Source organism: Hymenobacter sp. UYCo722 (assembly GCF_040547115.1).
Classification (GTDB): domain Bacteria; phylum Bacteroidota; class Bacteroidia; order Cytophagales; family Hymenobacteraceae; genus Hymenobacter.
Window position 1 is genome coordinate 467082 of the sequence record NZ_JBEPPC010000001.1, and the last position, 20825, is coordinate 487906.

The following is a 20825-nucleotide window of genomic DNA, read 5'->3' on the forward strand; positions in this document are numbered from 1 at the left end:
GCTGAGCGTAGCCGAAGCATCTCTACCGCCATAGTAAATGTGATTACTGCTGCGGTAGAGATGCTTCGACTACGCTCAGCATGACGTTTCTAATAGCATACGCCTGTGAGAGCCGTACCTTTTAATTCACGCCAATTAGCCGGATGCCGAAGCTGAGAACCTGGGTATCGGGGCCGGCCCCGGCTTTGAACAGGCTGTTCATGTTGTATTTGGCGAAAAACTCCAGGTCGCCGTAGCCAATGGTGCCTTGTAGGCCATAGAGAAAGTTTTCCATGTTGTAGCTGCCGTCTTCTTTGTCCTTGTAGGTGGTGCCTTCGCTGGTGTACTTCAGCTTGGTCCAGGACTTGATGCGGTAGCCCACGAACCCGCCTGCGCCAACCAGGAAAGTGGGGCGATAGTGCGAATCCCGCAGCTGGAGGCGCAGCATCACCGGCAGGTTCACACTGGAAGAGGCCAGCTTGGATTTCTGATACTGACGGCCGTCGGTTTCGCGCACCACGTCGGTGCGGCCGTTGTTATTCACCCATTTGTTGTTGCCGCTCAGCATGTAGTTATTGAAGGCAAACTCGGGCCCGATGGTTAGGCTGACGGGACTATGCTTGCCGCCGAGCCGGGGGTCCCAGTTTAGGCCAATGTTGACGTAGCGCGAGCCTCCGGAACGCAGGTCGAGGCTTTCGGGCTGGCCATCGCGCGCGAGGTAGGTTTTCTGGTTCACCAGCGCGTTCAGGCCCAGGTCAAAAATCAGGTGCGACTTGGTGTGGGGTTTTTCGAAGTTTTTCAGGCGTACCGAATCGCGGTTGAGTTCGCGGGCTTTGCGCTCAGCATCGGTTTTACCACCAATTTTAAAGCTCACGCCCGTGTTTTTCGAGGCCTTGTCCATCATCACTTCCACCTTGTTGCTAGAAGAAGTGCCAGCGGCGGTTTTGTGCGTGGTGATGCGGATTTGCTCGGGCATGTTCTTGCCCGGCTGGTCCTTGTCGGGGTAAAATTCCATCGTTACCTGGTTGGTGGTGGCGTTTTTGGCAGCCGCCTCAGCCTGGGTAATGTAGGTAGCCAGCCGCGAGGTAAGCGAATCGAGCTGGTACTTTTTAAGCTGGCGCAGCTGGGCGGCGTCGCGCACCATCAGGGTAATTACCGCCTTATTGGGCAGGCGCACCACAATGGTGTCTTTCACGGTAGCCGGCCGGGCCAAAGTCGTGGCCTGCGCCTGCGAAGAAAGCCCAAGCACCAGGGCTAGAAGCAGAGAAAAGGGGAGAAAAGCGCGTTGCATGATTTCTGAAAAAGAGCGTTAGAGTTGAATGGACTTGCTGACGCGGCGGCCAGCAATGTTGGCTTCCAGGGTCAGGTTTTCGGGCAGGCCGGTCACTTCCGACAGGCTGAGGCGCTCGCCCCGCACCGCGTGGCCCACCTGCCGCAGCAGGCGGCCACCCAGGCCCTGGCGCTCTTGGGTGGCAGCGGCGGCCGAGGCCACGGCCGTAGCCAGTGAGGGGCGGCGGGCCGCACCGTTGCGCACATCAACCGTAATCAAGGTTGCAGCAGCGAGGGTAGCGGGAGAAGCAGTGGCGGCGGGAACGATTTCCCCGGCCGGAGTTGGAGTGGGTGTTGGTAGATGGGCGGAGGCTACTGCCGGGGCCGGCTCGTCAGCCGGTCGGGTTGGTGGGGTGTGCAGGGGGGCCGTCGTGCGGGCCACCAGCGGGGTGGGAGCGGCCGCCGCGTCCGGCTGCCGGGAAGCTCCCCGAGGGCGGCGGGGCGACTGCTGAGCCATCATCCCGACCTTCGAAGCGCTAGATGCGGGGCCGTCGGGGCGGGTTGCCCGGGCCGGCAGGTTTTTTTGAGTAGAGCCGGAAATCTTGGTTTCTGATGCCTGCGCGAGGGTTTGGCCAGCCGTAGCCGTGCCAGCATTGCCAGCAGCAGCTTTCGTGACGGCCACAGCGACTAGCGGCGACTGGCCTGGCTTTGTAGGGCTGGCTTCGCCGAGGTTGGGGCCGCCAGTCTGACGCTGCCCATCTGCATTGGCCCGTGCCTTATCAGCCTGCTTGTTTACCGGTTTCAAAGCCACCGTGCTACTCTGCCCCGCGCCGCCGACCCAGCCCAGCCACAGGCCCGCACCCCCGGCCAGCAGGAGCAGCGCCACGGCGGCGGCCATGCCCAGGGGCCACCAGGCGGCGGCCCGGCGCTTGCGCGGGCGCAGATGCTCGTCTTCGAGGCGCTCCCAAATTTCCCGGGGCGGGGGCGTAGCGTGGGTATTCAGCTTGTGCTGAAACAGCTGGTTGAGCCGGTCGGACGCGGGCGCGTGGGCTTCGGGAGCCGGGCTTGAACCTGGCAGGGCGGCGGCAGCGGGGCCGGCCTGTAGGCGGGCCCACAGCTCGTCGCCGGGCGGCGTTTCGTGGTCGCCGAGCTGGCGGCGGAATAAGTCGTCGATATTTTCGGTAGACATGGGTCTAGTTGGTGCTAATGGCGGAAAACTGGATGCGCCGCTGAAGCAGGGCGCGGGCCTTGCTCAGCTGCGACTTGCTGGTGCCTTCGCTGATGCCCAGCAGCTCGGCAATTTCCTGGTGGCCATAGCCTTCCAGGGCGTAGAGGTTGAAAACGGTGCGATACCCGGCGGGCAGGGTGGCGAGCAGGCTGAGCAGGTCTTCGGCCTGCAGCTGCGTATCGGCGGTGGCGGCCGTTACGGCCAGGTTTTCGGGCTGCACAAACTCCTCGAACGACACCGTTAGCAGCTCGCGTTGGCGCAGTTGCATCAGCGCCTCATTCACCATGATGCGGCGCACCCAGCCCTCGAAGCTGCCTTCGAAGCGGTAGTTGGGCAGGGCCCGAAACATCTTGGCAAAGCCCAGCAGCAGGGCTTCTTCGGCATCTTCGCGGCGCTTGAGGTAGCGGCGGCACACGGTGAGCATCAGCCCGGCCAGCTGCTCGTAGAGCTGGCGCTGCGCCCGGTGCTCGCCGCGCACGCAGGCGGCGATGAGGTCGGCTTCCGATAAAGTAAGAGTAGGCAAGGCGCAGAAAGGATGGTGAGATGCAGCGGCAGATGCCGTTGCGCCCCCAAAGGTTGCCCCTGTCAATAAATTTTTTTGACGACTGCTACCATCGCAGCCTCCCGAATCGCCGGCTCACCTGCTCGGGACCGAGCGCCGGGCCTCTTGCCATCGGCCGTTATTTAACCCTTTGACAAGCAGCCACAGACACAGCGATAATTCGCCCACGAGCGGGAGCAGCAGGATGCCGGGAAGCAGCTGGTTGGCCAGGGCCGGGGCAAATAGCGCCGCGAGGCAGGCTATCAGGTAGGCGGTTCCGGCCACTTGCATCAACACACCGAGCACCGCGGGCAGGAAGCCCGATTTGAAAATAAGGTAGCCATTCACCAGACAGGTGAGGCCGAAAAAGACCAGGGCGATGTTGAAAGCCGTGTCGTGCGATTTGAGGGCTAGGTTGGCCAGCAGGGCGACCCGGGTGGGGCCCCAGGCCCGGAGATATTCGGCACTTTGCAGAATGGGCAGCACCAGCAGCTGAAAAAGCTTGCTCACGGCCTCCACGGCCAGCGACACGGCGTTGAGCAGCAAGGCCAGTAGCGCCAGGCTTTTATTGACGGGCCGCAGCAGCTGAAATTCAATCCACAGCAGCGGTACGGCGCAGAGCACGACCAGCAGGTTGAGGGCAGTACCTAGCCGCCACAGGCCCGGGGCGGCCAGGATATTGTGCGCCGTAGTCGCCGCATCGCCGGCCATCAGCTTGCCGTTCACAAACCCCTCCGAAAAGCCTCCGCACAGAATAATGGCGAGGTATAGCGCGCCGCCGAGGCGGGCATACCAAAGCGGAGAATCTTCGATGGAGCGGTTAAGCATCAGAAAATTAGTGGAGTGGGGGGTAATGGCAGGCAAGCGGTGCCGGAGGAGGCTCCAATTGCTGCCGTAGTTGGGTTGGCAGATTCGAACCCGCCGGCCTGGGTTGCCTGGGCCGCGGCGTTTCTTTTAAGGAGGCGTAGTAGGCCGCCAAGGTGGCTGCCGGTCGTGGGATTGGCGTAGACGGAACGCGGGGCAGTGGCTCCGGCTTGCGAATTTTGCTTCATTACTGCTCATGCCCAACCTTCAACCCCTCGCGCTGTATGTGCTGGCCGGCCTCTGCGAAATTGGCGGAGGCTACCTGATGTGGCAGTGGCTCAAGGCCGAACAACCAGCCTGGATGGGCCTGCTCGGTGCCGTGCTGCTAGTTATCTATGGCTGGGTGGCCACTTGGCAGAGGATGACGTTTGGTAAAACCTACGCCGTGTACGGGGGCGTTTTCATCCTCATGTCCATTGCCTGGGCCTGGTATTTCGATGGCTTCCGGCCCGACCGATACGATGCTATCGGCGGGGCAATATGCTTCGTGGGGATTGGCGTCATCCTGTTCTGGCCTCGCTCCTAAGGTCGTGTCGGGTGCTTTTTCTGAAACGCTCATGGCTGAGCGCAGTTGAAGTATTGCCTGCGTTCGACCCATTACAAATCGCCCAGCCGCTGGCCCTGCTGCCGGCCGAAGCGCAGGTGTTTGGCTTGGCCCACCACTTGCGAGCTGTAGATGCCGTGGTGGCCCGAGAACAAATACGCCACCACGCTAGCCAACGCCAGGTAAACGGCCGCGTGGCTGCCGAACAGCTCCAGCCCCATGAGCGTGCAGGCCAGCGGCGTATTGGCTGCCCCGGCAAACACGCCCACAAAGCCCATGGCCGCCAGTAGAGCCACCGGCAGCGGCAGCACCACGGCCAGCGCGCTGCCCAGCGCCGCCCCGATAAAAAACAGCGGCGTCACTTCCCCACCCTTGAAGCCGCAGCCCAGCGTGAGGGCCGTGAGGGCCAGCTTCCAGGCCCAGTCGGTGGGGGCGAGTGGGTGCTGAAAAGCCTCTACGATAACCGGAATGCCCAGCCCGCCGAACCGTACCGGCCCCACCACCCACAACAGCCCGGCCACCAGTACGCCGCCCACTACCGGCCGCAGCGGCGAGTAGGCAATGCGGCCAAATACCCGGCTCAGGCCGTGCGTGAGGGTCGCAAAGGCCCGGGCCGTGAGCCCAAACAGCGCGCCCACCAGCAGCGTGCAACCCAGTAAAAGCGGCGTGAGGGGCAATTCGGCCAGGGTGGGGTAGTGGGTGTGGCCCACGCCCCAGGCCCGCGTCACGAAGTCCGCAACGACGGCGGCGAGAAAGCTGGGCAACACGGCGTCGTACCGAATCGAGCCCAGCAGAAAGACTTCAAGCCCGAACACGGCCCCGGCCAGCGGCGTACCGAATACCGAGGCAAACCCCGCGCTCATGCCCGCGACGAGCAATAGGCGGCGGTCGCGCGGGCGCAGGCCCAACCAGCGGGTAAGCTGGTCGGCGAGGGCCGCGCCCATCTGCACGGCCGTGCCCTCGCGGCCCGCCGAGCCGCCAAACAGGTGGGTAGCCAGCGTGCCGCCCAGCACCAGCGGCACCATGCGCAGCGGCAGCTGCTGGCTGGGACGATGAATTTCATCCAGAATGAGGTTGTTGCCGCGCACCACGCGATTGCCAACGTAGTGGTAGGCCCCGCCAATAAGCAGGCCCGCTGCCGGCAGCAGTGCCAGGGCCCAGGGGTGGGCTTCGCGCCAACGCGTGGCCCAGTCGAGCGCCACTAAAAAGCCTGCCGAAGCCGTGCCGGCTAATGCGCCAATCAGGCTACCAATCAGCAGCCAGCGTAGCAGAAACAGCAGGGTGGCGGTGGGGTGGGAAACCCGAAGGCGGGCGAGGGCGAAGGGGGGGAGCATGAGGGCGAACGGCAGGATGAATCAGGCGGCGCGGCCGTCGGGGCCGTACCGTTGCGTAGGAATCATCAGCGCGGGGCGCGGGGCTCCGGCGGTTCGCGGTGGCAATCCATCACCGTATTCTGGGGGTAAATATATATGGCGTTTGCTGGCGAAGCCTTGGATGGAGGCGCTAAACGTTAACCAAGGTGGGGTGCGCTGCCTTTGGCTGGCGGCTGCGACCTTTGCCGGTGGCCCTGCGTTCGCAGTATGGCTACTTCCCCCGATATTATGCCCCTTGCGAATGTTGCCGCCGTGCCCCGTTCAGTTTCGCCGTGGCGGCCGGAAGCTGGGCTGGCGGTTGCCATTGCGCTGGCCTACGCGCTGTACCTGTTTTCGACCGAATACCACAACCTCTATTACGATGCCGAAGACTACTGGCAGCTGGGCCACCGCTTCGTGCGCCACGGCCGGTTCGAGCTGCTGGGCTACGACGATGCCATGCGTGGCTACGCCTACCCCCTGGTGAACTTCGGGTGCCTGGCGGTGCGCAAAGCCCTAAGCTGGCCGGCTGTAACGGTCGTAAAATTGCTCAACTCGGTGCTGGCCGGCCTGCTTTTTGGAATTGTGGGCCCGCGCTTGTGGCAGGCGAGCATCGGGGCGCCGCAGCCCCCGTCGCTGGTGCGGCGGCTGGTATGGGTGGCCCTGGCTTTCGTGTTCTGGCGCGACTACTTCAACTTTTCACTGTCTGACTTTCCAGCGTTGGGCGCGTTGGGTGCGGGGCTGTGGCTGGTACAGCGGCCACGCCTCAGGGCGGCGCTGCTGGCGGGCGCGGCGCTGGCGCTGGCCATCAATATCCGGCCGATTTATCTGGCCTCGGTGCTGCCGGCGCTGGGGCTGCTGTGGGTTGGCCGGCCCCCGCGTCGGGTCTGGGGGGCGCGGCTGGCGGCGCTGCTGCTGGGTGCCGGGCTGGTGCTGGCCCCGCAGTGGCTCATCAACCTACGGCACTTTAATGCAAATACGCCGCTGGTGCTGTCGCAGTCTAAGACCCTAGCCATTCACAACCTCTATCTGCAAAAGCTGAAATGGGGCCTGCTGCACGAAAAATACGAGTCGTCGGTGGGCCATGAGCTGCCCACTGGCCAACTGCTTTTTCTGGATGCCGCCGGGGCTGCCGTGCTCCGCGCCGAGGGCCTCAGCGCAATCGACTCGCCCAGCCAGTACCTGGGGTTGGTAACCCGGCACCCGCTGGCGCTGGCCGGCATCTATGCTCGCCACCTATTCGCCGGCCTCGACATCAGCCACCCCACGCCCTACCTAAAACGCTGGGCCCCATCGCGCCCGATGCAGCTGCTGAATTATGCGCTCTGGTTCTGGGCGGCGCTGGTGGCCCTGCGCCGCTGGCCCACCATCCGCGAAGCCCTGGTGCTGGCCGCTTTGCTGCTGCCGTGCCTGGCCGTGATTCCGCTGAGCATGGAAGTGCGTTTCCTGCTGCCGCTGCACCTGCTGCTGCTGGCGCTGGTGGCTTTCGGCTCCTGGCCCGCCTGGGCTCGCGGGGGCCGCCGGCCAATGGTGTTGCTGGCAGTTTTTGCCTTCTATCTGATGGGCTGCCTGGGGCTTTCTAAATTGATTAAACAAGATGTTGAGCTCCGGTTTCGGCCATACCTGCTGGCTGCCTCCAAGTGAGCACGACCCGGCCATGCAGGTCCATCCGGCTAGCTCCATTAAGTGGTCGTATTAACTCGAAGCGTCATGCTTCGACAAGCTCAACATGACCGCCTTTTTGAGATAGGCACTTAATACTGCCCAATCGAAAGCAGGACCAGCGTGCAGGCCTCCTCGGTCTGGATGCCGCGTTGCTGAGCCAGGCGCTCCAACTCGGGGTTTTCGGTGCCGGGGTTGAAGAGAATGCGTTTCGGCTTGAGGTCGAGAATGTAGTCGTACCAGTCGGGCTGGTTTTGCGGGCCCACGTACAGGGTCACGGTGTCGATGTCGGTTGCTTGCGGGCGGTCGGTGTGGATGGCCATGCCGGCCACCTCGCCCTTACGAATGCCCACCGGCACTACCTCGTGGCCGTGGTTTTTCAGCATGTGGGCCGCCCGAAATGAATAACGAGCAGGATTATCGGAAGCGCCAAGAACGAGCGTCTTTTTCATAAGTTAAGTTGATTAGCTGACAATGAGTCTTGCCAGGATGTGTTCGTTAACCGATGCCGTTTGGTTGTATTAGACGACCGAAACCTGCGCTTGGCTACCGACGCACCAGGGCCGCCACGGCTTCGGCACAACGCTCGCCATCCATCGCGGCCGACACAATGCCACCGGCGTAGCCCGCGCCTTCGCCGCACGGAAACAGCCCTGCCACCACCGGGTGCTGGAGCGTATCCTTGTCGCGCGGAATGCGAATGGGGGCCGATGTGCGGCTTTCCACGCCCACAATCTGGGCGGCGTTGGTAGCGTAGCCGGGAATCTTCCGGCCAAAATCGCGGAAGCCCTGACGCAGCCGCTCGGCCAGCACCGGCCCCAGCACCTCCTCCATCTGCACGGGCACCAGGCCGGGCTGGTAAGAGGTTTCGAGCAAACTCGTCGAAGGCTTGTTTTTCAGAAAGTCGCCGAGCAGCTGAGCCGGGGCGCGCTGCGTACCTCCGGCCGCCTGGCAAGCCAGCTGCTCAATCTGCTGCTGGAAATGCAGGCCCGCCAGCGGGCCGTATTGAGCCACGTCCAGGTCGGCCAGCTCCACGGCGGCCACGATGCCCGAGTTGGCAAAGCGCGAGTCGCGGCGGCTGGGGCTCATGCCGTTCACCACCACTTCGCCGGGGGCCGTAGCCGCCGGCACGATAAAGCCGCCCGGGCACATGCAGAACGAAAATACGCCGCGCTGCTGGCCGCCCACCTCGGTTTGATGCACCAGCGAGTAGGAGGCCGCCGGCAACAGCCCGCGTTCAGCCCGTCGGTATTGCGCCTCGTCGATGAGGGCCTGCGGATGCTCGACACGCACCCCCAGGGCAAACGGCTTGGCTTCGATAAGTACCCCGCGCCGATGCAGCAGCTCGTAAATGTCGCGGGCCGAGTGGCCGGTGGCCAGGATAGTCGCCTCGGCCTCGATGGTTTCGCCGGCCGCCGTGAGCACGCCGCGCAGCTGGTTGCCCTCCAGCAGCAAGTCGCTCACGCGGGTTTCGAAACGGACCTCACCGCCGGCATGCGTGATAGCTTCGCGCAGGGCCTGCACCACGGCCGGCAGCTTATTGGTGCCGATGTGGGGGTGGGCATCCACCAGTATATCGGGGGTGGCACCGTGCTGCACCAGCCGGCGCAGCACGCGGCCCACGTCGCCACGCTTGGTGGCACGCGTGTACAGCTTACCGTCGGAGTAGGTTCCCGCGCCGCCTTCGCCAAAGCAGTAGTTCGAGTCGGGATTTACCTGCTGCTCTTTGTTGATGGCGGCCAGGTCGCGGCGGCGCGCCCGTACGTCGCGGCCGCGCTCCAGCACGATGGGTTTCAGGCCGAGCTCCAGGCACCGTAGTGCGGCAAATAAACCCGCCGGGCCAGCCCCAACTATCAAAACTCGCGATGCACCTTGTTTTACATTTGGATAAATAAACCAAGGGCCGAATAACTCTTTAGGAGGAGCTGCGCGGTAGACGTCGGCCCGCAGGCGCACCAGCGGCTGGCGGCCCCGCGCATCAATCGAACGACGACGGAGATGCACATAGTCAGCCTGTCCGGGCTTTAAATCAGCCTCCTTCAGGATGGCTTCATAGCGAGCCAGCTCATCGAAGGCAACTTCGGGGGCTAACAGAATTTCTAACTCTTGCTTTGACATTTGTGTAATAGAAAGGTGGCTATCCTTTAGGGCTTCAGCGAGGGGCTGAAGCAGCTACAAAGGTACGGCAGCGCCAGAGCGTGTTGCCACGGAAAATTCGTCCTGGCGTCTCAACCTATGCCAACAGCTCGCAAAACCGTGCTTAGCTTGGGGCATGAATCTACCTGTTACGCTGGCCCCAGTTTCCCGCCTGCGCTCCATCGTGAGCGGCTCCATCGGTAACCTCGTCGAATGGTACGACTGGTATGCCTATTCGGCATTTGCGCTCTACTTCGCTCCGGTATTCTTCCCGAAGGGCAGCCCCACCGCACAGCTGCTGAACACGGCCGCCATCTTCGCGGTGGGGTTCCTCATGCGGCCGCTCGGAGCCTGGCTGCTCGGGGCCTATGCAGACCGCCACGGCCGACGGGCAGCGCTGCTTTTTTCGGTGCGGCTCATGGCCGGTGGCTCGCTGCTGATTGCGGCCGCGCCGGGTTATGCGACAATTGGCGTGCTGGCACCGGCGCTGCTGCTGCTGGCGCGGCTGGTGCAAGGCATCAGCGTGGGAGGCGAGTACGGCACTTCGGCTACCTACCTCAGCGAAATGGCCGGGGCTCGGCACCGGGGCTTTTGGTCGAGCTTCCAGTACCTGACCCTGATGGGCGGGCAGCTGCTGGCGCTTTCAGTACAACTAGTGTTGCAGCAACTGCTCAGCCCTGGTCAACTCAGCGCCTGGGGCTGGCGCATTCCCTTCGTAATTGGTGCCATTGCCGCGCTGGGTGCGCTCTACCTGCGTACCCACATGGGCGAAACCGCCGCCTTCGAGCAAAAGCAGCAGGCCACTTTAGCCGGAGCCGAAAGCGAAGGCAATGTGCCTTCGCCGGGGCAGATGCGGCAGCTGCTGCAATATCCGCGCGCTGTGCTCACGGTGGTGGGCCTCACGCTGGGCGGGACGCTGGCTTTTTACACCTTTACCACCTATGCCCAAAAGTTTCTGGTGAATACTGCTGGTTTCAGCAAGGAGTCGGCCACGCTGATTTCGTTCGGCGTGATGGCCGTGGCGCTGCTTTTTCAGCCGTTGCTGGGCACTATTTCGGACAAGGTGGGGCGGCGGCCAGTACTGCTGATGTTTGGCATCGGGGCTACGCTGGGTACGGTGCCGCTACTGCGCCAGTTGGCCCAGACGCACGATGCCTGGTCTGCTGCGGGCCTGCTCATTGCCGCGCTGTTTGTGGTGAGCGGCTACACGTCCATCAGCGCGGTGGTCAAGGCCGAGCTGTTCCCCACTGAAATTCGGGCGTTGGGGGTGGGGCTGCCCTTCGCCCTTACGGTGGCCATTTTTGGCGGTACGGCCGAATATGTGGCCCTTTTCGCCAAGAATCAAGGGGTAGAAGAATGGTTCTACTGGTACGTAACGGGCTGTGCGTTCCTATCGCTGCTGGTGTACTGGCGCATGGGCGAAACTCGTGGCGAGAAAGGCCGCATGGTAGAGTAAGACGCCATCTTTGCTGCGAAGCTACTGCGCACTATTCCCCCAACGGCTGTTCTGCTGGTGTCGTCGTCCGGCCCGATATGGCAGAGGTGGCTTCCTGGCCTTATGCCGCCGTGTCCTCGCCCAGCACGGTTTCTACCCAGCCCTTGCCCCAGTCCTCCAGTTCCTGAGCCGTCCAAATCTGCGGGTAAAAAATGCGGCGCTGAAACTTGGGAGGCAGATAATTGCGCCAGTTGGTGCCGCCGGTGGCCGCCACGTCGGTGGGGTTACGCTGCAGGTAGCGCACCGCCGATTTGTAGTGCATCAGCGGCCAGTTCACGTTCACGCTCACGTCGAGCTGGCGCAGGGCCCGCAGCAGGCGGGGGTGCTGCTGCTCTTCGGCCGCGAGGCGCTGCACCACGGCCCACACGTTGCGGTCGTGGAAGGCCTCGGCATGGCGGATAAGGTCGGTGGTATATTTGCGCTCGAACTCAATAAGCGTAAGGGCTTTGGCTCCGCTGGCTTCAATGGTGGCCCCGGCTTTCCAATAGATGCAGCCCAGCAGCTCGTCGTAGTCGTGGGCCGAAGCCTGGCCCAGGGCCTGACGCTTTACTTTGTCGGTGAGGTTTTCGAGGTCCGTGCTGGCAATCTCAATCATGCGGTACTGCACGCTCTGGAACCCTGAAGCGGGCATCAGGGCCATGCGGAAATCCAGAAACTGCTCTTTGTCCATGCCGTCGACCATCACGTCGAACGAGTCAATCAGGTTCTCGAAATAGCGGTTGATGCGGCCCAGGCGCAGCACGACTTCGCCTAGGGTGGGCTCGCACAAGTCGCCAATCTGCTCGTACTCACAGAGGCAGAGCTTGAAGTAAAGCTCCGAAATCTGGTGGTACATGATGAAAATCCGCTCGTCGGGAATATTGGTGAGCGGGCGCTGAATGGATAGCAGCGTATCGAGCTCGATGTAATCCCAGTAATTGATGTATTTGGCGTGGTAAAGGCCTTCGAGGTAGGCCGCCAGGTCCTGGCCATCGGGGGCGTAGCGGGCCTGTAAGCGCCGCAGCTGCTCGAGCACGGCGGGGGAGAATTCGTCCGGGGTGGGCGCGGGGGACATAAAGTGGGGTGCGGGTGAATGGCAGCTGGGTGGGCCGGGGCAAATATCGGAAAATTGCGTTGCCGACGTAGCCAGGCGCAAAGCAGGGGCAACCCCCGGCCGCTAACCCGCATCTTTGCGTCGTCGACGCGGTGGCAGTAGCGGTTGGGTTAGCCCGCATCCGCTACTTTTAGCCCTGCTTGTCCTTTCCACCGACTTTTCCATGGCCGAAAAATCCAGCATTTTTGATATGATTGGCCCCGTGATGATTGGGCCCAGCTCGTCGCATACGGCCGGGGTGGTGCGCATCGCGCGCGCTGCCATCCGCATTCTGGGGGCATTGCCCACCGAGGCCGTCGTCACCTTCTACAACTCGTTTGCCCGCACCTACGAGGGCCACGGCTCCGACCGCGCCATTGTGGCGGGCTTGCTGGGCTACGCGCCCGACGACACCCGCATTCGCACCGCCTTCGAGCACGCCGAGGCCGCCGGGCTGCACTACACGTTTCAGAGCGTGGGCAATGCCTCGACCATGCACCCGAACACGATTAAGGTGAATTTGCTCGACGCGGCGACCGGCCGGCGGGTGGAGGTAGTGGGCCAGAGCCGGGGCGGCGGCGTTATCCGCATCGTGGAAGTGGACGGGTTTCCGGCCGACTTTTCGGGCAGCCTGCACACGCTTATTATCGATGCCGACGACATGCCCGGCTCCATTGCTTTCATTGCCTCGGTTATTGCCCACGACCAATGCAACATCGCCACCATGTTTGTGAGCCGCAAGGGCCGCAACGACGCGGCCCGGCAGTTTATCGAGATGGACAGCCCCATCAAGGAAATAACGCTGGCTTATCTGCGTCAGCTGCGGTGGGTGCACCACATCACCAATATTGCCACGCTGGATTAAGCCCGCAGTAATAAATCTGACTCCGAAAACGATGTATGGTCAGCGCGCAGCTTCGCGCCCCGCATTGCCTAGCTTTTTGTTCTATGAAACCACGGAATACCCTGATTTTGCCGCGAAGCCTGCGGGCCGTAGCCGGTGGCCTGGCCCTGAGTGGGCTAGCTGCCGGTAACGCCGCCGCCCAAACCCCGGCCCCTACGCCAGCCCCCACGGTGCTGGGCGCGCCCGCGGCGGCGGCCCCCACCGGCCCCTGGACCCTGCCAACGGCCGTCGACTACGCCCTGGCGCACAACCTGACGGTGCGGGCCAGCGACCTGAATGCGCAACAACAGCTGGCCAGCGTTCGCCTCAACCGGGCCGCCCTGCTGCCGACCTTGGGCCTGAACGGCTCGCAAAGTTTTAGCTTCGGCACCAACAAGGACCCGTTCACCAACCAGTTTCAGGCGGTGAACGTGCGGGGTAATAACTTTTCCTTGCAGGGTCAGGCCACGCTGTTTTCGGGTTTCCAGCTGCGCAACACCATTAAGCAGGGCGTGCTCGAAGCCGAAGCCACCCGCTTCGATGTTGAGAAGGCGCGCAATGATTTGTCGCTGAACGTGGCCTCGTCGTTTTTGCAGCTGCTGTTGGCCCAGGAGCTTATCCGGGCTTCTGAAGCGCGCCTGAGCACCACGCGGGCCCAGGTTTCGCGCAGCGAAAAGCTGCTGAAGGCCGGGGCCGTAGCCGAGGGCAACGTGCTCGACAGCCGCGCCCAGCTGGCTGGGGAGGAGCGCACTCTGGTTACGGCCCAGAACCAGCTGGCCCTGGCCCAGCTCTCGCTGGTGCAGCTACTGAACCTAGACCCGGCCACGGCCAGCCAGTTCGCGTTGGTGGCACCCACGCTGCCCGACCCGGCCACCCTGGCCCCGGCCGCCGACGCGATGAACCCGAACGCGACTTTCGAGATTGCCCGCCAGCGCCAGCCCGAAATCAAAGCGGCCGACCTGCGCGTGAACAGTGCCCAGCGCGGGCTCGACATTGCCCGGGGGGGCTACTACCCGCGCCTGACGGTGGCTGGTGGCGTGCAAACCGGCTTTTCGTCGGTGCGCACCCAGGCCGTGCGCACCTTGGGCGAACCCATTGCCGTGCCCGTGCTGCAAGTAAACCCGGCCGTACCGGGCGGCTACTCCGCCTCGCCCTACGTGCTGCTCTCGCCCCAGGCGACCGTCACGACGCTGCCCTATAAGTTTCTGGACCAGCTGGCCGACAACCGGGGCGAGTTCGTGCAGCTTTCGCTGAACGTGCCTATTCTCAACGGCCTGCAAACGCGGGTGGGCGTGCAGCGGGCCCAGATTAGCGTGCAGCAAGCCAGCCTGCGCGCTGAGCAGGTGCAGCTGCAATTGCGCCAGACCATTCAGCAGAGCTACGCCGATGCCCTGGCCGCCCAGCGCCGCTACGCCGCCAGCTCCCGCCAGGTGGAGGCCCTGACGCTGGCTTTCCGCAATGCTGAAATTCGCTTCAACAACGGCCTGCTCAACGGCACCGATTTCAACATCGCCCGCAACAACCTCACCGCCGCCGAATCGGATATGATTCAGGCCAAATACGAATTTTTCTTCCGCTACAAAGTGCTCGACTTTTACCAGGGCAAGCCGCTGACGCTGTAATTGGTTGTTAGTTGCTCGTTGTCAGTTGTTAGAATTATCTATCAGGGCCAACGGGTAATGCTTCTGCCTAACAACTGACAACAAAACCACTGAAAACCAACACATGAAAAACAACCGTTTACTGTATTCGCTGATTGGCCTGGTGCTGGTACTGCTAATTGGCTACACCGTGGCTAAAAAGCAGGGCTGGGTAGGCAAGCCCACCGGCGTGGAAGTGCTGGTTTCTACCTCCGGCTCGGCCACCATCGTGGAGAAGGTGAGTGCCTCGGGCAAGGTGCAGCCCGAAACCGAAGTGAAAATTTCGCCCGACGTGTCGGGCGAAATCATCGAGTTATACGTGCATGAGGGCGATTCCGTGCGCAAAGGGCAGCTACTGCTCCGCATCCGGCCCGACAACTACCAGGCCCAGGTGAACGTGCAAAGCGCCCAGGTGGGTACCCAGCGCGCCAATGTGGGCCAGGCCCAGGCTCGCCTGCAGCAACTCATTGCCTCGGCCAAGCAAACCGAGCTGACGTACCGCCGCAATGCCTCGCTTTATAAGCAAAAGGTGATTTCCCAGGCCGACTACGAGGCCAGCCAGGCTGCCTACAATGCCTCACAAGAGGAAATTAACAGCGCCCGGCAGCAAATTCGGGCCGCGCAAAGCACCGTAGGTGCCGCCTCGGCCTCGTTGGAGGAAGCCCGCAAAAACCTCAATAAAACCACCATTTACGCTCCTGTAAGCGGTACCGTGAGCAAGCTCAACGTGAAGAAGGGCGAGCGCGTGGTGGGTACCACTCAGATGGCAGGCACCGAAATCATGCGTATTGCCAACCTCAACAACATGGAGGTGCGCGTGAACGTGAACGAGAACGACGTGAACAACGTGAGCCTGGGCGACTCGGTGGAAGTGGAAGTAGATGCCTATACAAGCCGCAACGAGAAGTTTAAGGGCCTCGTCACCAACATTGCCAATACGGCCAAGGATGCTCTCACGGCCGAAGCCGTGACGGAGTTCGAGGTGCGTATTCGGCTGCTGCCCGAAAGCTACCAGCATTTGCTGCGCAACGTGCGCGGCCGGACCCTGGTGCCCTTTCGCCCGGGCATGACGGCCTCGGTCGACATCATTACCGAGCGCAAGCCCGGCGTGCTGAGCGTACCGTTGGCCGCCGTGACGACGCGCTCGGACTCTGCTGCCGCCAAGGCGGAGGCTGGCCCCGGCGGCCCGCGCGTGGGCGGGCGTGCCAATGGCACCGCTACTGCCGTGGATGCCAACGCCGACAAGACCCAGAAAATAGAAATTCAGGAGGTTGTGTTTGTCGTGAAAGACGGCAAGGCCGTGCTGACCCCGGTGAAAACCGGCATCAGCGACTTCCAGAACATTGAGATTCTGAGTGGGGTGCCGGCTGGGGCCACCGTGGTGAGCGGCCCATTCCGGGCCGTGGCAAAAACGCTGAAGGACGGCTCCGTGGTCGAGATTAAGGACCTGAAAACGCTGAACAAGGAAGCCCTGAAAGAAGACCCCGACGCGGCTAAATAGCTCGTAGCATGGTTTCGACCCTGCATGTCAGGCTTTCTTTGCGCTTCTACTTCCCATCCCAACTCCTCCAAAATTGGAAAAAATCGCCATGCTCGGCGGCGGCTCCTGGGCCACCGCGCTAACCAAAATCCTGAGCGAAAACGGGGCCCGCGTCGACTGGTGGCTGCGCTCGAAAGACGACGTGCAGCACCTGCTGCGCACCCGCCACAATCCGCGCTACCTCTCGGCCGTGCAGTTCGACCTGAACCGCGTGCATCCTACCACCGACCTCGACGACGCCGTGGAGGAAGCCGATTGGCTGGTGCTGGCCGTGCCCGCCGCCTACGTGCAGCCCGTGCTCGACAAGCTCGACCGCGACGCGCTGAAGCACAAGCGCGTGGTGTCGGCCATTAAGGGCATGATTCCGGGCAAAAACCAACTCGTAACTGACTACGTGGCCGAGCGGTTCCGGCTGCCGCACACCCGTCTGGGCGTGATTGCCGGCCCCTGCCACGCCGAAGAGGTGGCCCTCGAAAAGCAGAGCTACCTCACCATCGGCTCGCCTGACGCGGCACTAGCCGAGGACTTTTCGGAGTTGCTGCGCAACCGCTACGTGCGCGCCCACCCGGCCCAGGACCTCGACGGCATTGAGTACTGCGCCGTGATGAAGAACATCATCGCCCTTACTGGCGGCATTGCCCACGGTGTGGGCTACGGCGACAACTTTCTGGCTGTGCTGGTGAGCAACGCGGTGCAGGAAATCCGCCGGTTTTTGCAGGCCATCAATCCGCAGCCGCGCGACCTGTCGGCCTCGGCCTACCTCGGCGACTTGCTGGTAACGGCCTACTCGCAGTTCTCGCGCAACCGCACGTTTGGCAGCATGGTGGGCCGCGGGTATTCAGTTAAATCAGCGCAACTGGAAATGAACATGGTGGCCGAGGGTTACTTCGCCGTAAAGTCCATTCACGAGCTCAACAAGAAGCTGAAGGTCAACATGCCGATTACGGAGGCGGCGTATAACATTTTGTACGAACGCATTGCGCCAGCCGTGGAGATGGAGCTGCTGAAGGAGAAGCTGCGGTAGTTCTAATCGAGGATTTTAAAGGAAACTCAACTGTAAAAATCAGAATTTATGGGAGCGTGGGGACGTCGCAATTTTGAAAATGATTCGGCCATGGATTTTGTTGGTGAATTTCTGGAATCACCATCTGAAGTTGCAATTTCGGCTTCACTAGGATTTGTGATAGATGCCAGAGCGGATGAAGAATATATTGAAGTAGATGAAGCTTCAGCAGCCTTGGCTGCGGCAGAAATCGTTGCAGCTATAATTGGACGGGCGGCTTCTGACCTGCCCGAAGAGTTATCGGCGGCTATTGAAAAAATGGGCTTTGAAGCGAATCAAAAGATAATACAACAAGCACGTAAGGCTGTTTCTGTGATTATACGCGAATCCGAGTTGCAGGAATTGTGGGCTGAAGGTGGTGAGCCAAACGACTGGCAGCAGGTGCAGCATGAGCTTTTAACGCGGTTGGGTTAGGATGAAAGTCATCGGTTTCACCTTCGTGCGCAACGCGCTCAAGTACGATTACCCTGTACTAGAAAGCATCGCCTCACTGCTGCCGCTGTGCGATGAAGTTGTCGTAGCCGTGGGCAATTCGGAAGACGGTACGCTGGCCCTGATTCAAAGCATCGCCTCGCCTAAAATCCACATCATCGAAACGGTGTGGGACGACAGTCTGCGCGAGGGCGGCCGGGTGCTGGCCGTGGAAACCGATAAGGCCCTGGCCGCCGTGCCGACTGATGCCGATTGGGCCATTTACCTGCAGGCCGACGAGGTGCTGCACGAGGCTGATTACCCCGCCATCCGGGCCGGCATGGCGCGGTGGCAGGAGGATAAAACGGTGGAAGGGCTGCTGCTGGGCTACCGCCATTTTTACGGCTCCTACGATTACGTGGGCGACTCCTACCGCTGGTATCGGCGCGAAATCCGCATCGTGCGGCCCGGCATCGGGGTGCAGTCGTACCGCGATGCGCAGGGTTTCCGGCGGGCTGACAACCGCAAGCTGCGCGTGAAGCTGCTCGATGCTACCGTGCACCACTACGGCTGGGTGAAGCCCCCGGCCGCCATGCAGCGCAAGCAGGAAACCTTCAACAAGCTATGGCATTCGGACGAGTGGGTAGCGCAAAACGTAGCGGAAGCCGAGGAATTCGACTACAGTCAGGTCGATTCCCTGCAACGGTTCGACGGCACGCACCCGGCCACTATGCATCCTCGCATTAGCGCCCAGAACTGGCAATTTAACCACGATATTGCCCGCAACCGCTACCGCTTCAAGGACCGGTTTAAGCAGGCCCTGGAGCGCCTGACGGGCTACCGCCTGGGCGAGTACCGTAACTACGAGCTGCTTTAAACCTGAATTTAGCTATGGCTCCCTGGCTCCCGCTTGCCCTGCTTACGGCCCTGTGTCTGGCGTTCTACAACTTCTTTATTAAGCTGGCTTCGGGGCATGTCGCGCCCGCCGTGGGCGCGGTGGTGTTGCAGCTGGTGGCCGCCGCGCTGGGAGCCGCGTGGCTGTTCCGGCTCAAGTTGCAAGGCCAGCCGATTACCCTAACCAAGGCTGGGCTGGGGCTGGCGGTGCTAGCCGGCTTGGGCGTAGGATTAGCCGAAATTCTGACCTTCGTGGTGTTTCAGCGGGGTGTGCCGTCGTCGGTTGGCACTCCCGTTATTGTGGGCGGCTCGGTGCTGCTCACGGCTTTACTTGGGTTGGGGCTGCTGCGCGAAAGCCTGAGCCTGGCGCAGGCCGGGGGGCTGCTGTGCATCGTGGTGGGCATTGCGCTACTGGCGCGCGGGCAGTAGCCTCCTCAGTTAGCCAGGTGCCAGTAGGCCGGCAGCCCGGGTCCGGGCTGCGATTCCCGGACGCGGTAGATTTCCACTTCGGCGTTCTTGAAATCGGGAGCGTAGGTAAAGCGGGGCTGGAAATAGCCGCGCTCATTGGGGAATGCTACGACGTACTTATAGGCGCGGCCGGGCAGGGGCTCAAAGTCGGGCCTCCAGAGCACGCCGGGCGATTCGGAGTGGAAATACAAGGTGAGAAAGATGCCGTGAGTTGGTTCGGGGACCAGGGTAGGGCCGGGCTCGTGACGGGCTAGCCAGGCGTATGCATCGTGGTAGGCGGCGTTGTGCTGGCGGGGCGTCTGGTTGTCGCGGCTAAGGCTCCGAAACTGGTAGGCCGTCCAGCCTATTGCCACCGCCAGTAGAGTTAACTGTTTGGCTTGACGTAGTTTTGTCGTGTCCCACACTTCCTCGACCAGTAAAGCCAGCAGCAAGTACAGGAAGAACGATTTGTAGAAGAGCGTCCGGCCCGGAGCAAATACCCGTTGCGTTACCAGCAACAGATAAGGGATGCCGATAAACCAGAGGCTGATAACTCCCAAGCGCAGCCAAACAGCCGTTAATATGCCCGCAGCCGCAGTTTGGTGGGCCTGGCGCAGATACCAAGCCGTGCCCAGGAGCACCACAATGGTGATGAGCGCTCCCAGCTTCACTTGGCCGGCCAAAAAGCCTTCGGTTTCCCACAGGTAGCGGGGCAGGCCTGCCAGAAATTCGTGCCAGGGCCTTGGTGCCACAAACCCGTTTCCAAATAGTTTATCGGCCCCGGAGATGAGCATGAGCGGCGCGTAAACCAGCAAGGTTCCCGCCGAAATGATACCCCCGGAAATGGCTGTTTGCAGCAGCTGTCGCCAGTCTTGCCGTCGCACCGCCTGCAGCCCCAGCCACGAAAAGGCCGACACCAGCATCATGGCAAAGGTGGGAACGGCGTAAGTGCCGATGATGCCTCCGAAAATTAACGCCAGCCAGGCCCGCCGCGCACGGGCCGGAGAGGGGCCGCTCAAATCGAGGGTAGCAAAGAATACCAGGGCAGCGCCTATCATCAGCAGCCAGTAGCCCCGGCCCACCGTGGCGTGGTACAGGCTCAGCTGGCTCAGGCTGAATAGCACCACTGTCAGTAAAGAGGGCCGGAAGGGTACCCGTGCCCGCAACAGCCCCCCAAACAGCAGCCCGGTAGCCAGCGTGGCCGCAAGCACAACGGGCAGCCGCATCGTCCACCAGAAACCAGGATTCACCTGAAAAAACAGCCAGTCGACCAGGTTACTTAGTACGTGGTTGTTGGGCAATGGGTAGTAGCTGGTAACTGCCAGTAGCCCGCGACTCACGAAAAGCGCATAGGAAGCCGCATCATCGTAAGCCGGTGTAATGGCCGGGATACTTTGGACGAGGCGCACGGTTGTTATGGCCAGTATGACAACCGTTGCCAGCCGGCGTTGGAACTGTGTCAGGGTGTTCCAACCGGTAGTGGCGCGCGGGTATTCCCCCCACCAGGTATTCTTATCGCGTTTTGCTCTGGGGCCAAAAAGTAACAGCAGAAAAAGTAAGCAGGCGACGGCGCTGAGCAGCCCCAGGCTGCTTGCCCCTGCCAGTAGCCTGGGGCTGCTTATTTCCTGAACGTGCCAATGATAATAGGGGAAGATGCGGTCAAGCTGGCGTATCTCCTCCGGGCTGGTTTGGCGCAGTACCGCCGCCGCAAAACCAGCGGTCAGCGTCACAACTGCGCAGACCATTAGTCCGAAGAAACGGAAGGGCAGCTTCTCTGCGACTGGGCTCGGGATTATAAAGCTGGT

19 protein-coding genes and 1 riboswitch are annotated in these 20825 nt (G+C 62.0%); of the genes, 10 read left to right on the forward strand and 9 right to left on the reverse strand.

Annotated features, from left to right (window positions below; genetic code table 11):
- Positions 1-121: 121 nt before the first annotated feature.
- From ABIB44_RS02015 to ABIB44_RS02030, 4 genes are all read right to left on the reverse strand, one after another.
- Positions 122-1270 (reverse strand): outer membrane beta-barrel protein, encoded by a 1149-nt coding sequence (locus ABIB44_RS02015; protein WP_354582949.1) that lies wholly within the window; start codon positions 1268-1270, stop codon positions 122-124.
- A gap of 18 nt (positions 1271-1288) precedes the next feature.
- Positions 1289-2437, reverse strand: a complete 1149-nt coding sequence (locus ABIB44_RS02020) for a hypothetical protein (RefSeq protein WP_354582950.1) — start codon at positions 2435-2437, stop codon at positions 1289-1291.
- A gap of 4 nt (positions 2438-2441) precedes the next feature.
- Entirely contained in the window at positions 2442-2999 is a 558-nt protein-coding gene (locus tag ABIB44_RS02025; RefSeq protein WP_354582951.1) for an RNA polymerase sigma factor, read from the reverse strand.
- A 114-nt stretch (positions 3000-3113) separates the two neighbouring features.
- Entirely contained in the window at positions 3114-3845 is a 732-nt protein-coding gene (locus ABIB44_RS02030; RefSeq protein WP_354582952.1) for a DUF4386 domain-containing protein, read from the reverse strand.
- A gap of 232 nt (positions 3846-4077) precedes the next feature.
- Here ABIB44_RS02030 and ABIB44_RS02035 point away from each other — a divergent pair, with 232 nt between their 5' ends.
- A complete protein-coding gene (locus ABIB44_RS02035; RefSeq protein ID WP_354582953.1) occupies positions 4078-4407 on the forward strand; it encodes a YnfA family protein in 330 nt (109 codons plus the stop codon).
- A 71-nt stretch (positions 4408-4478) separates the two neighbouring features.
- On the opposite strand, the gene ABIB44_RS02040 is transcribed toward ABIB44_RS02035, so the two are convergent.
- The gene (locus ABIB44_RS02040) at positions 4479-5759 is read right to left on the reverse strand and encodes a chloride channel protein (protein ID WP_354582954.1); all 1281 of its coding nucleotides are present in this window, start codon (positions 5757-5759) and stop codon (positions 4479-4481) included.
- Positions 5760-5808: 49 nt separating this feature from the next.
- Positions 5809-5882, reverse strand: a riboswitch (Fluoride riboswitch).
- A gap of 144 nt (positions 5883-6026) precedes the next feature.
- Between ABIB44_RS02040 and ABIB44_RS02045 the strand changes: the two genes are divergently transcribed.
- On the forward strand, positions 6027-7421 hold the full coding sequence (locus tag ABIB44_RS02045) for a hypothetical protein (RefSeq protein ID WP_354582955.1): 1395 nt from the start codon (positions 6027-6029) through the stop codon (positions 7419-7421).
- Between the two features lie 110 nt (positions 7422-7531).
- Here ABIB44_RS02045 and ABIB44_RS02050 read toward each other — a convergent pair whose 3' ends face one another.
- Together ABIB44_RS02050 and ABIB44_RS02055 are read right to left on the reverse strand one after the other, a co-directional pair.
- The gene (locus ABIB44_RS02050) at positions 7532-7891 is read right to left on the reverse strand and encodes a CoA-binding protein (protein WP_354582956.1); all 360 of its coding nucleotides are present in this window, start codon (positions 7889-7891) and stop codon (positions 7532-7534) included.
- A gap of 94 nt (positions 7892-7985) precedes the next feature.
- Positions 7986-9557, reverse strand: a complete 1572-nt coding sequence (locus tag ABIB44_RS02055) for an NAD(P)/FAD-dependent oxidoreductase (protein ID WP_354582957.1) — start codon at positions 9555-9557, stop codon at positions 7986-7988.
- A 154-nt stretch (positions 9558-9711) separates the two neighbouring features.
- On the opposite strand from ABIB44_RS02055, the gene ABIB44_RS02060 reads away from it, so the two are divergent.
- Positions 9712-11031, forward strand: a complete 1320-nt coding sequence (locus ABIB44_RS02060; protein ID WP_354582958.1) for an MFS transporter — start codon at positions 9712-9714, stop codon at positions 11029-11031.
- 100 nt (positions 11032-11131) lie between these two features.
- Here the strand turns inward: ABIB44_RS02060 and ABIB44_RS02065 are convergent, their stop codons facing one another.
- Positions 11132-12124, reverse strand: coding sequence for a tryptophan 2,3-dioxygenase family protein (locus tag ABIB44_RS02065; protein WP_354582959.1), 993 nt, complete (start codon positions 12122-12124; stop codon positions 11132-11134).
- A gap of 202 nt (positions 12125-12326) precedes the next feature.
- Here ABIB44_RS02065 and sdaAB point away from each other — a divergent pair, with 202 nt between their 5' ends.
- The 7 genes from sdaAB (at position 12327) to ABIB44_RS02100 (ending at position 19002) form a co-directional block, all read left to right on the forward strand.
- Complete coding sequence (gene sdaAB, locus ABIB44_RS02070) at positions 12327-13007, forward strand: L-serine ammonia-lyase, iron-sulfur-dependent subunit beta (RefSeq protein ID WP_354582960.1); 681 nt, start codon at positions 12327-12329, stop codon at positions 13005-13007.
- A gap of 83 nt (positions 13008-13090) precedes the next feature.
- Positions 13091-14647 carry a TolC family protein gene (locus ABIB44_RS02075; RefSeq protein ID WP_354582961.1) on the forward strand — a complete coding sequence of 519 codons (1557 nt, stop codon included), beginning with the start codon at positions 13091-13093 and terminating at the stop codon, positions 14645-14647.
- 103 nt (positions 14648-14750) lie between these two features.
- On the forward strand, positions 14751-16166 hold the full coding sequence (locus ABIB44_RS02080) for an efflux RND transporter periplasmic adaptor subunit (protein WP_354582962.1): 1416 nt from the start codon (positions 14751-14753) through the stop codon (positions 16164-16166).
- Positions 16167-16239: 73 nt separating this feature from the next.
- On the forward strand, positions 16240-17229 hold the full coding sequence (locus ABIB44_RS02085) for an NAD(P)H-dependent glycerol-3-phosphate dehydrogenase (protein WP_354582963.1): 990 nt from the start codon (positions 16240-16242) through the stop codon (positions 17227-17229).
- A gap of 48 nt (positions 17230-17277) precedes the next feature.
- Complete coding sequence (locus tag ABIB44_RS02090; RefSeq protein WP_354582964.1) at positions 17278-17682, forward strand: DUF4259 domain-containing protein; 405 nt, start codon at positions 17278-17280, stop codon at positions 17680-17682.
- 1 nt (position 17683) lies between these two features.
- On the forward strand, positions 17684-18556 hold the full coding sequence (locus ABIB44_RS02095) for a glycosyltransferase family protein (protein WP_354582965.1): 873 nt from the start codon (positions 17684-17686) through the stop codon (positions 18554-18556).
- Positions 18557-18570: 14 nt separating this feature from the next.
- The gene (locus ABIB44_RS02100; protein ID WP_354582966.1) at positions 18571-19002 is read left to right on the forward strand and encodes an EamA family transporter; all 432 of its coding nucleotides are present in this window, start codon (positions 18571-18573) and stop codon (positions 19000-19002) included.
- A gap of 5 nt (positions 19003-19007) precedes the next feature.
- Here the strand turns inward: ABIB44_RS02100 and ABIB44_RS02105 are convergent, their stop codons facing one another.
- The gene (locus tag ABIB44_RS02105) at positions 19008-20765 is read right to left on the reverse strand and encodes a hypothetical protein (RefSeq protein ID WP_354582967.1); all 1758 of its coding nucleotides are present in this window, start codon (positions 20763-20765) and stop codon (positions 19008-19010) included.
- Positions 20766-20825: the final 60 nt, after the last annotated feature.